Raw genomic sequence first — 10370 nt, forward strand, 5'->3', positions numbered from 1 at the left:
AAAATAAAATTATTAATATAAATAATAATAAAAAATATTTGGCGATAAAATGAAAGTAAAAGATATATTTAATTTTTTGAACGCTAAAAAAATAATAGGAGATGAAAATTTAGATATATCGACTCTATCTCCTATAAACGATATTATAGAAGACTCGATTATTTGCATCGACAATAATAAATATATAGAATCCGCATTTGAAAGCAAAGCGAACGCGATTATAATGCGAGAAGACGCCGCGGAAAATATAAAAGATTTTAAAAATAAAACTATTATAATTTATCAAAATCCTAAAGAAGCTTTCATTAAATTATTATATTTTATGTTCGAAGATAAAAAATATGATTTGGGAACGATTAAAAAAACGGCGATTATAGAGGAAAATTCAAATATCGACAAAGAAGTTTATATTGGCGATTATGTTCGCATAGGTAAAAATTGCATTATCAAAAAAGGAGCGGTTATAGAAAGCGGCGCGTTTTTGGGAGATAATGTTCGCGTTGGCGAAAAATCAATAATTCATTCAAATGTTTCGATACATGACAGATGCGTTATTAAAGATAGAGTAATAATAGGTTCTTCAACGGTTATAGGAAACGATGGATTTGGATTTTTTGAAGTGGACGGAAAGCAGATAAAAATTCCTCAAAGGGGAAATGTGATAATAGAAAACGATGTTGAAATTGGAGCTAATGTTTGCATAGACAGAGCCACTTTAGGTTCGACTATAATCAGAGAAGGCGTGAAAATCGACAATCTCGTTCAAATTGCCCATAACTGCGATATTGGGGAACATTCAATAATAGTTTCGCAAGTAGGAATAGCGGGAAGCAGTAAAGTTGGGCATCATTGCGTATTGGCGGGACAAGTTGGATTGGCGGACCATGTGGTTTTGGGAGATAGAGTGGTTTTGGGAGGACAAAGCGGCGTTATGTCGAAAGTTAAAATAGAATCGAATTCAATTATGCTCGGAAGCCCAGCTCAAGATATTAACAGAGAAAAATTAAAAATGATAGCCGAACAAAAACTTCCAGAGCTTATAAAATTGGTTGAAGAAAAATTTGAAACTAAAATAAGAAGAGTGAAGTAATTTATAATTCATTAAGTTGCTTATTATCATAATAAATTATATAATCAAACTATGAATAAATTACCTAACGGCTGGCAAACAAAAACTATCGGTGAAGTTTGTGAAAAAATTTCTGCAGGCGGAGACCGTCCAAATGATTGCACTCCTGAAAAAACTGAAGAAAATCAAATACCTATATTTTCAAATGGAATTAAAAATAACGGGCTTTATGGATATACCAAAACTCCAATTATTACGAAGCCAGCTTTAACAGTATCGGCAAGAGGAACTATTGGATTTGCATGCGTTAGATACGAGCCATTTTTTCCGATTGTTAGATTAATTTGCGCTATTCCAAACGATAAAATATTAGTTTTAGAATTTCTTTATTACGCTTTACAATATGTAATTCCTCAAGGCGAAGGTTCAAGTATTCCACAACTTACTATTCCAAATTTTAAACAAATAAAAATTCCTTTACCACCATTAGACGAACAGAAACGGATTGCATCTGGAATTTCAAAAATTGACGCGTATTTAGAAAACACAATAAAATTAATCGAAGAAAAAGAAAGATTTAAAAAGGCTGTAACGAAAAAATTATTGACTTGTAAAGAAGGCGAGAATGTCCCAGAAATGAGATTTAAAGAATTTAATGACGAATGGAAAATAATCAAATTAGGCGATATGTTTGACAATTTTACTGAAAGGAATAATGAAGATAAAATAATGTTGGCTTCGACAAGAGATAAAGGAGTTATACCTAATAATTTAACCGAAAGAAAAATAATAAGGAAAAAAGAAAGTTTATCTAATTATAAATTAGTGAAAAAAGGTTGTTTTGTTATAAGTTTAATGTCGTTTCAAGGAGGATTTGAATACTCCGACTATGAAGGAATTATAAGCCCTGCATATACCGTATTAAAACCAAAAATAGAAATGGCTCATTATTTTTACAAATATTATTTTAAAAGTTATAAATTCATTAAAGATTTAAAACCTTATGCTGAAGGAATTAGACATGGAAAACAAATAAAATTTAATGCTTGTAAAGATATATTAGTTCCGTATCCAAGTATAAAAGAACAAGAATATATAGGCAAGTTTTTAAGTTTGCTTGACGCCGAAATAGATAATTTGAAGGAGCAGAAAGAGGAGATTAAGAAAATGAAAAAAGGAATTATTAATAAATTAATGAACGGAGAGATTAAAATATGATTGTAAAAAAATCTCCTTGCAAAATTAATTTATTTTTGGATATAAAATCAAAAAGAGAAGACGGTTATCATTTTATAGAATCTTTATTTCATACGATTGATTTATTCGATATAATAAAAATTGCGGAAAATAAAGAATTCAAAATTTCAACGAGCGGAAAATATAAATTAAACGATAACGAAGAAGACAATATAGTCGCAAAAATATTTTATCATTTCAAAAACAAAATGGGACTTAAAAAAAATTATAAAATAAATATTGAAAAAAATATTCCAACGGGAGCTGGACTCGGAGGAGGTTCTTCAAACGCCGCGACAATTATAAAATTTTTTTTGGAAGAATTGAATATAAAACCAGACAGTCGATTAATAGAATCTTTTTCAAAATTCGGAGCGGATATTCCATTTTTTATAAAAGGAGGTTTGAGCTGGGTTTCGGGAATAGGCGAAAAAATTGAGTCGTTCGATTTTACTCTTCCTTATAAAATAATTTTAATTTTTCCAAATATAAATGTTTCGACAAAATTAGCTTATTCAAAATTTACGGAAAACGATTTTAATAAGTCGGATATTTTTTATATTAAAAATTTGCTTGATAATTTTGCAATTAAAAAAACTGAAATAAATTTTGAAGATTTATATTCGCATACTTATAATATATTTGAAAAAAATGTTTTTAATATCGAGCCGAAAATAAAAGAATATAAAGAAAAAGCTGAAAATGAAATTAAAAGAAAAATTTGCATGAGCGGTTCGGGTTCTTCGCTTTTCGCTTTATACGACAAAGACGAAAATTTAGAAGAAGATTATAATAAATTAAAAAATATATTTGAAAATTTGGATATTTACAAACTCAACTTAATTTGATAAAGGAATTTTATTTTTTATATAATCGTAAAAAATATTAAAAGTGTTTTCAATATTTTCTTCCCAAGTATTATGAGTAAAAATTATATCGGCGGTTTCTCTGTATAGAGGTTCGCGCTCTTTCGATAATTCGATTAATTTATTTTTATCTTTCGTGAGCAAAGGTCTTTCGCTTGCGTCCACATGCTTAAGAAGAATGTCGAGATTTCTATTTATAAAAATTGTCGTTCCGTTTTTTTTCATTATATCTCTATTTTTTTTAGCCAAAATTATTCCGCCGCCTGTGGAAATAACGGCATTATTTAATTCGCTTAAATTTTCCAAAACTTCGCTTTCTTTTTCTCTAAAATATTTTTCTCCGCGTGATTCAAATATTGCGCTTATTTTCATTTTTTCTTTTTCCTCTATTATCAAATCCATATCGTAAAAATTATGATTCAAATATTCGGCAAGCATTTTTGACAAAGTAGTTTTTCCGCTGCTCGGCAAACCTATTATAAATAAAGTTTTATTTTTTGTTTTATCATTTAAATTATTATTCATCGTATATTCCAAGTATGGTAAAATTTTCAACCGAATTCTTAAAATCGTCCAAAGTTTTTTCGTTAAAATTCCCCGTCATATCAATATAAAAATAATATTGCCATTTTCTTTCTCTGTAAGGACGGCTAACTATCGAAGTCAAATTAAAATTTTTCAGTTTCAAAAGAGCGCCCGCCAAAGAACCGTTTTTATGAGGAAGCGAAAATCTTATTGTCATTTTATTTCCGTTTTTCAAAGCGTTATCGTAATTTGAAACTATTATAAATCTTGTCGTATTTCCTTTTATGTTTTCTATATTTTCTTTTAGAATTTCCAAACCGTAAATTTTAGCGGCGTTTTTATTCGATATTGAAGCTATGCTATCGTCTTCACTTTTTGAAACGATATAAGCCGCCTCCGCCGTATTACTCGCTTTCAATTCTTCAAAATTATTTTTCTTTATAAAGTCCGAACATTGTTTTAAGGCTTGAGGATGAGAGATAACTTTTTTTATATTTTTTATTTTCGCTCCCGATTTTGCCATTAGTCCGTATTCTATCGGCAGATAAATCTCTCCGACTATTTTGCAATTATAAATTACGAGTATATCCAAAACTTCGTTTACCATTCCAGTTGAAGAATTTTCCAAAGGCAATATTCCGTAATAAGCCTCTTCGTTTCTTATGCTTTCAAGAACATCTTCAAAACTTTTTTTATTTATCAATTCGCATTTATCTTCAAAAATTTTTTTAGCCGCTTCGTATCCGTTTCCGCCTTCTCTTCCTTGATAAGCGACAATTTTTCCAAATTCGATTTTTTTATTAATATCGTTTTTATAGTTTTCGTCAATCAAATCTTTTTGAAGTAATTTTGAAGTCGACATTATATCGTTAAAAATTGTGATAATGAGATTTGAAAGTTCTTTATTTTTCAGTAATTCTATTTTTTTTTCTATTACTTCGTTTTCTCTTTTTGCGTCAAAAATCGGAATATTATTTTCTTTTTTTACCTCTCCGACTTTCACACTCGCTTTCATTCTCTTTTCGATTAATTCGACTATTTGTTTGTCTATATCGTCTATTTCGTCTCTTAATTTTTTTAATTTTTCCATAATTTTAATTCTAATAAAAGATTTTTAATAAATATATTATTTAAGCATATTAAAGTCAATAATAAATTTATTTTTTTAATTATCAAAATATTAATTGACAATAATTTAAAAACATTTTAATATATTTGCATTAGGTTATAACCTCGTGATTAGGAGTAAAAAATGAATGAAAAAACTTGTCAATCTTGCTGGAAACAAATAAATAGAAGATATAATAAACAAAATAAAATAGGGGGAAAATAAATTAATATGAATTATGAAGATAATCCAAATTATAGTAAATCATTATACGGTGATTTTCAGTATAAAGAATATAACGGTAAATTAGTAATAACTACAGATTACGATTTTGAAGCTTGTAATAAATATCCTAATTACGAAAAAATACAAGAACAAATAAGTAATCAACCTTGCGATATATTATGGAATAGTATAGATGATAGGAATAATCCTAAAATCCGTCCAAGTTGGATAAAAGGATATAGAGTATTAGTAAATCCTGCTGCTAATGATAAAGAAATAAAAGATATGACGGTTGAAGATTTTAATTATTTATTTGAAATGGAGGTTATAAATAGAATGCTATGAAAACATTAGGAACTTATATAAATGATATAGTAAATAAAAAGAAGGCGTTGCTTGAAGTAAATAAAATAAGAGATGAGGCTATATCTAACTTAAATAAAGATGATTTATTAAAAGCTGTAAGAGAAATAAGATTAAATAATAATCCGAATGAACCTCAAACTATAGGTGAAGAAATAGATTTGGAAGATAAAAAAGAAGAGGAAATATGGACGGAAGAGGAATTGGAAGGATTAAGGAAAATACGGGAAATACAAGATAATTTTACAGAGGATGACTTAAATAGTTTATTAGAAGAAATAAATAAATCTGATAGCGAATATATAAATAATAAGGATAGTAAAGAAAAATGATAAATCTAATAATAAATAAAATAGTAGAACAAAGAAAATCGGAGCTTATAATTAATAGTAGAATTATAAATCATTTACGAATATTTTAATATATTTGTATTAGGTTATAACCTCGTAATTAGGAGTAAAAAATGAATGAAAAAACTTGTCCATCTTGCGGAAAACAAATAAATAATGATTTTAATGTATGTCCTTACTGCGGAGCAAAAGTCGAAGAAAATATTTCAAATGAAGCGATTTCCAATCCTTTAGAAAATCAAAAGTCGGAAAAAAGCTGGGTAGTATGCTTGCTTTTATTGCTATTTTTTGGATATATTTATATCTATAAATTTTATGTAGGAAAAATCTTTGAAGGTTTCATCGCTTGGATTATCGGAATTGCCGCCGTTATTTTCTTTATAATGGGAATAGCATTTGTCTATGGAGATGGAAACGGAATAGTTTTTATTGTATTGGCTTTATTATTTGGATTTATATATTTAGCATGGATGGTAGTAGATTTTTTCGCTATTTTAATTGGAAAATTTAAAGACAGCGAAGGAAAATATGTCGTCAAATAAATAGTATATAATAGTTTAAATATAATATGCAACTATATTATTTTACAGAAGAAATTTTATGTCGCAAAAACATTTGAATAAAACTCAAAAAATAAATTTAGGAAGTTTTTACACGCCCGATTATATTGTTGAAATTGCATATAAAATGTTTTTTAAATTTTTTCAAAAAAATTATAAATCTAATTTAAATGATTTTGTTTTACTCGATAGTTCCTGTGGTTATGGTAATTTTTTGAAAATTCCGACAAAATATAAAGACTTAAATTTTAGTAAAAAAATTGGAGTCGATATTGATAAAGAAGCTTTGGAAATTGCAAAAAACAATTTTATAGAATCAAAAAATTCTCCGTTATTTTTGCATAAAAATTCGCTTATAAATATTACCAGAAAAAATTTTAATATCGGCGAAAATGAAAAATTGATTATTATTGGAAATCCGCCTTATAACGATAAAACTTCAATCGTTCAAAATCGTATTAAAAATAAAAATTATTCTGTTGATTCTTATTTGAAATGCAGAGATTTAGGAATGAGTTTTTTACTTTCATTTAACGAATTAAAAGCGGATTATATTTGCATTTTGCATCCGCTTTCTTATCTCATTAAAGAAACAAATTTTAAAACTTTAAAAAGATTTTTTGAAAATTATAAAATTTTGGATTCCGTTATTATTAGCTCTCAAATTTTTTGTCCAAATTCTTTAGGTTTTTTCCCAATTATAATTTCTTTATACGAAAGAAACGAACTTGGAATAGATTATAATTTTATTAGAAATTATAAATTTAAAACTATTGACAATAAAAAATTTTGTTTAAATGACTTCGATTTTATTGCAAAATATATCGATAAATACCCAAATAAAAATCGAGTTTCGGATAAAGTCGCTATGTTTTATACAATGCGAGATATTAACGCTCTTCGCCGTTCAAAAACTTTTATAAAAAAAGATTGCGCAAATGCCGTTTATATTCCAAAATCAAAATATAGTCTTTATTGTTATGTCGATGTGTTTAAGCAAATAATTTCAACCGTGCCTTATTATTTTGGAAATTGCGACATAATGATTGATTATAATAAATTTAAAAAGATAGAATCGGATTTTATACATGCTTCCGAATCTAAAATTCTAAATAATAAAATTTTAAATTATTTTGAAAATCTTTTAGGGGAACATTATGCGAGTTAGCAAACTTGAAGACAATAAAATATTTGTTGAAATTCCTCTTACGGCTCAAAGCGGAAAAGCGAGAGTAAAGATTAGAAATAGTTTTTACGAATACGGATTGCCGACCGCGACAAGACAAATTCCATTTTCTCAAAAACATTATATAGAATGGCAAATTGGATACGATGCGGATAAATCGGACAACGAAAAAATGAATCTAACTAGTTTAAAAAATACAGAATTTATCGGAGCAAACAGTAAAAAGAAAGCGTTATACGAATTAAGCGAATATTTATTTTATTTTACAAAATTTGGAATTATAAAAATAAATGAGATAAACGATATTTTAAAATTTTTAGAAAATATTAACTCAAATGATTTTTTAGATTCTCAATTTCAAATCTTGCGAAGCCATCCGATTCAACGAAATATTTTAGGAATAGATTTTTATTGCAGCTAAGTAAAATATCCTCTTTTAGTTCATAAATTTGGCAGTTTCGATATTTTAATTGAAATTATTATAAAAGAAAAACAACGAGCTATTGGAGTTCAGCCTATGCTTTATGTATGTTTTCCAATAAACGAATTAAAGCCAGCAGATAGCAAACCATATTTAATTGGCAGAGTTGCCGATTCTAAAGAATGCGCTTATCTTATTTTAGATTCAAAAGACAAACAATTTTTATTAGAAGCTTTTAAAACATTTGGAATATTAAGCGAAAGTCATAATTACGATATAAGGCAGATTTTAGAATTAATTAAAAAAGATATAAATAATTAAAATCAATAAAAAATTTTAAATAGGATTTACTAAATTATGAGTTTCAAAAAAATCTTTTGCTATTTTTTCGTTATTTTCAGAAAGTTTGGATAAATATTTAATCATTTTTTCTTTCAAATCTTCATTTGCAAATTCATAAGCTTTATTAAAATTATCAAACGCTTCTTTTTTTAATTGATTATAATCTTCTTCCGATATTTTATCTTTTTGAATATTAGCCAATATGTTTTTTATATATCCTAAACTGTTATAAGAAAATGCATATTCATTATTTAATTCTATTGCCTTATTAAAATCTTCTATACATTCTTTATACAATTTTACGGCATTATCAATATTATTTTTATTTCTTTCAAAATTTGCAATTTTAGTTCTTGCATATCCTCTGCTGTCATATATTTCGCTAATATCAGATTTTACTTTTATACCTTTATTGCAATATTCTATAGCTTCGTTCAATAATTCCAAAGCTTTATCGTAATTTAATTTTTTTAATTCAATATTTGCCTGTTTAGTTTTTGTAAAAGCTATTTGGTTATAAACAAGTATCTCATTAGGTTCTAATTCTATAGCTATGTTATAATCTTCTATTGCTTCCTCATATCTTTGTAAATTTAATTTAGTATAACCCCTGTTGTAATATGCCATAGAATAATTATTATCTAATTCGATAGCTTTATTATAATCTTCTATCGCTTCTTCGTATCGTTGTAAATTATATTTAGTTATACCTCTATTACTATATGCCATAGAATAATTATTATCTAATTCAATAGCTTTATTAAAATCTTCTATTGCTTCTTCGTATCGTTGTAAATTATATTTAGTTATACCTCTATTATTATATATCATAGAATTATTATTATCTAATTTGATAGCTTTATTGTAATCTTCTATTGCCTCTTCGTATCGTTGTAAATTATCTTTAGCTAAACCTCTATTATTATATATCATAGAATTATTATTATCTAATTCAATGGCTTTATTGTAATCTTCTATTGCCTCCTCGTATTGCTGTAAATCACATTTAGAATTACCCCTATTATAATATGCTTTAGAATAATTATTATCTAATTCAATAGCCCTATTATAATCTTCTATTGCTTCTTCATATCTTTGTAAATTATTTTTAGCTGAACCTCTATTATTATATGCACCAGAATAATTATTATCTAATTCGATAGCTTTATTATAATCTTCTATCGCCTCTTCATGTCTTTTTAATTCAGCTTTAGATACACCTCTACTGTTATATGCATTAGAATAATTATTATCCAATTCGATTGCTTTATTATAGTCTTCTATCGCCTCTTCATATCTCTGTAGATTATATTTAGTTATGCCTCTATTATTATATGCTATAGAATTATTATTGTCTAATTCAATGGCTTTATTATAATCTTCTATCGCCTCTTCGTATCTTTGTAGTTCGTATTTAGCTAAACCTCTATTAATATATGCATCAGAATAATTATTATCTAATTCTATTACTTTTGAAAGATATTCTATTGCTTCCCTATATTTCTTACTTTGATATGCTTGATAAGCTAAATTAAATTCGCTATTTATTTTTATATTTTTATCGTTTTGCTCTATTAATTTTTGCGTTTCAATCTTTATCGCTTCCAATGATTTTGCAGATTCTTTTTCAACTTGCGTTAATTGTTCCTTTGCTTCTTTTAAGATATTATTATTTACAAAAGCGCCTGCAAATGAAAATACTATCATAACTACAGATATAAATGCAAACCAAAAATTAAGCGTATCGGAGGATGTCTTTACCACTTCGCCCATTGAAACTTGCAAACTTTTCGTGTGAGTGTCTATCGCTCTTTCAAAACTTTTTTCCAAATCTTCTATTGAAGAATTTTTCAATATTATATTATTGGTTATAAATTTATTGCTTTCAATTTCGGTTAAAATAATATTTGTATAATATTCTTCTTTTGTAATAATTATATTTTCCAAAGGGCTTGTATATCTTTGCATTACTTTATCCAATCTATAAGATATATAAAGATTATGTATAAAATACAAAGCGCCGAATACAACCATCGACAATATAAATAATTTTATCATTAAATTATAACTATCTTTATTTTTATCGTATTGATTTTTATCATTCATAATAATGTCCAAA

11 protein-coding genes and 1 pseudogene are annotated in these 10370 nt (G+C 26.6%); 9 read left to right on the forward strand and 3 right to left on the reverse strand.

Annotation, left to right across the window (positions count from 1 at the left end; all coding sequences use genetic code 11):
* Positions 1-49: 49 nt before the first annotated feature.
* Genes lpxD through ispE form a run of 3 tightly spaced genes read left to right on the forward strand, consistent with a single transcriptional unit; the run spans position 50 to position 3153 of the window.
* Positions 50-1090, forward strand: coding sequence for a UDP-3-O-(3-hydroxymyristoyl)glucosamine N-acyltransferase (gene lpxD / locus ACR0QS_RS07265; RefSeq protein ID WP_432632773.1), 1041 nt, complete (start codon positions 50-52; stop codon positions 1088-1090).
* 51 nt (positions 1091-1141) lie between these two features.
* The gene (locus ACR0QS_RS07270) at positions 1142-2287 is read left to right on the forward strand and encodes a restriction endonuclease subunit S (RefSeq protein WP_432632774.1); all 1146 of its coding nucleotides are present in this window, start codon (positions 1142-1144) and stop codon (positions 2285-2287) included.
* On the forward strand, positions 2284-3153 hold the full coding sequence (gene ispE, locus ACR0QS_RS07275) for a 4-(cytidine 5'-diphospho)-2-C-methyl-D-erythritol kinase (protein ID WP_432632775.1): 870 nt from the start codon (positions 2284-2286) through the stop codon (positions 3151-3153). Before ACR0QS_RS07270 ends, ispE begins: the two co-directional genes overlap by 4 nt.
* Here ispE and ACR0QS_RS07280 read toward each other — a convergent pair.
* Positions 3145-3696, reverse strand: coding sequence for a shikimate kinase (locus ACR0QS_RS07280; RefSeq protein ID WP_432632776.1), 552 nt, complete (start codon positions 3694-3696; stop codon positions 3145-3147). The genes ispE and ACR0QS_RS07280 overlap by 9 nt on opposite strands.
* Entirely contained in the window at positions 3689-4786 is a 1098-nt protein-coding gene (locus ACR0QS_RS07285; RefSeq protein WP_432632777.1) for a chorismate mutase, read from the reverse strand. The genes ACR0QS_RS07280 and ACR0QS_RS07285 overlap by 8 nt, the downstream gene beginning before the upstream one ends.
* Before the next feature lie 249 nt (positions 4787-5035).
* Here ACR0QS_RS07285 and ACR0QS_RS07290 point away from each other — a divergent pair, with 249 nt between their 5' ends.
* The 6 genes and pseudogenes from ACR0QS_RS07290 to ACR0QS_RS07315 form a co-directional block, all read left to right on the forward strand.
* Positions 5036-5374, forward strand: coding sequence for a hypothetical protein (locus ACR0QS_RS07290; RefSeq protein ID WP_432632778.1), 339 nt, complete (start codon positions 5036-5038; stop codon positions 5372-5374).
* Complete coding sequence (locus ACR0QS_RS07295) at positions 5371-5724, forward strand: hypothetical protein (protein WP_432632779.1); 354 nt, start codon at positions 5371-5373, stop codon at positions 5722-5724. Before ACR0QS_RS07290 ends, ACR0QS_RS07295 begins: the two co-directional genes overlap by 4 nt.
* Positions 5725-5855: 131 nt before the next feature.
* Complete coding sequence (locus ACR0QS_RS07300; protein WP_432632780.1) at positions 5856-6284, forward strand: zinc-ribbon domain-containing protein; 429 nt, start codon at positions 5856-5858, stop codon at positions 6282-6284.
* A 58-nt stretch (positions 6285-6342) separates the two neighbouring features.
* Positions 6343-7470 carry an Eco57I restriction-modification methylase domain-containing protein gene (locus ACR0QS_RS07305; protein ID WP_432632781.1) on the forward strand — a complete coding sequence of 376 codons (1128 nt, stop codon included), beginning with the start codon at positions 6343-6345 and terminating at the stop codon, positions 7468-7470.
* The gene (locus tag ACR0QS_RS07310) at positions 7460-7909 is read left to right on the forward strand and encodes a hypothetical protein (RefSeq protein WP_432632782.1); all 450 of its coding nucleotides are present in this window, start codon (positions 7460-7462) and stop codon (positions 7907-7909) included. The genes ACR0QS_RS07305 and ACR0QS_RS07310 overlap by 11 nt, the downstream gene beginning before the upstream one ends.
* A gap of 12 nt (positions 7910-7921) precedes the next feature.
* A pseudogene (locus tag ACR0QS_RS07315) lies at positions 7922-8230 on the forward strand (R.Pab1 family restriction endonuclease); the annotation flags it as partial.
* 15 nt (positions 8231-8245) lie between these two features.
* Here the strand turns inward: ACR0QS_RS07315 and ACR0QS_RS07320 are convergent.
* The coding region (locus ACR0QS_RS07320; RefSeq protein WP_432632783.1) for a tetratricopeptide repeat protein at positions 8246-10370 on the reverse strand (2125 nt) is incomplete at its 5' end.

The organism is Brachyspira sp., assembly GCF_050873525.1.
In the GTDB taxonomy this organism is placed as follows: Bacteria; Spirochaetota; Brachyspiria; order Brachyspirales; family Brachyspiraceae; genus Brachyspira.

What these genes read in the sequence shown, in the direction of transcription:
- lpxD (WP_432632773.1), top strand. Translation starts at nt 50, where the DNA reads ATGAAAGTAAAAGATATATTTAATTTTTTGAACGCTAAAAAAATAATA.
- ACR0QS_RS07270 (WP_432632774.1), top strand. Translation starts at nt 1,142, where the DNA reads ATGAATAAATTACCTAACGGCTGGCAAACAAAAACTATCGGTGAAGTT.
- ispE (WP_432632775.1), top strand. Translation starts at nt 2,284, where the DNA reads ATGATTGTAAAAAAATCTCCTTGCAAAATTAATTTATTTTTGGATATA.
- ACR0QS_RS07280 (WP_432632776.1), bottom strand. Translation starts at nt 3,696, where the DNA reads ATGAATAATAATTTAAATGATAAAACAAAAAATAAAACTTTATTTATA.
- ACR0QS_RS07285 (WP_432632777.1), bottom strand. Translation starts at nt 4,786, where the DNA reads ATGGAAAAATTAAAAAAATTAAGAGACGAAATAGACGATATAGACAAA.
- ACR0QS_RS07290 (WP_432632778.1), top strand. Translation starts at nt 5,036, where the DNA reads ATGAATTATGAAGATAATCCAAATTATAGTAAATCATTATACGGTGAT.
- ACR0QS_RS07295 (WP_432632779.1), top strand. Translation starts at nt 5,371, where the DNA reads ATGAAAACATTAGGAACTTATATAAATGATATAGTAAATAAAAAGAAG.
- ACR0QS_RS07300 (WP_432632780.1), top strand. Translation starts at nt 5,856, where the DNA reads ATGAATGAAAAAACTTGTCCATCTTGCGGAAAACAAATAAATAATGAT.
- ACR0QS_RS07305 (WP_432632781.1), top strand. Translation starts at nt 6,343, where the DNA reads ATGTCGCAAAAACATTTGAATAAAACTCAAAAAATAAATTTAGGAAGT.
- ACR0QS_RS07310 (WP_432632782.1), top strand. Translation starts at nt 7,460, where the DNA reads ATGCGAGTTAGCAAACTTGAAGACAATAAAATATTTGTTGAAATTCCT.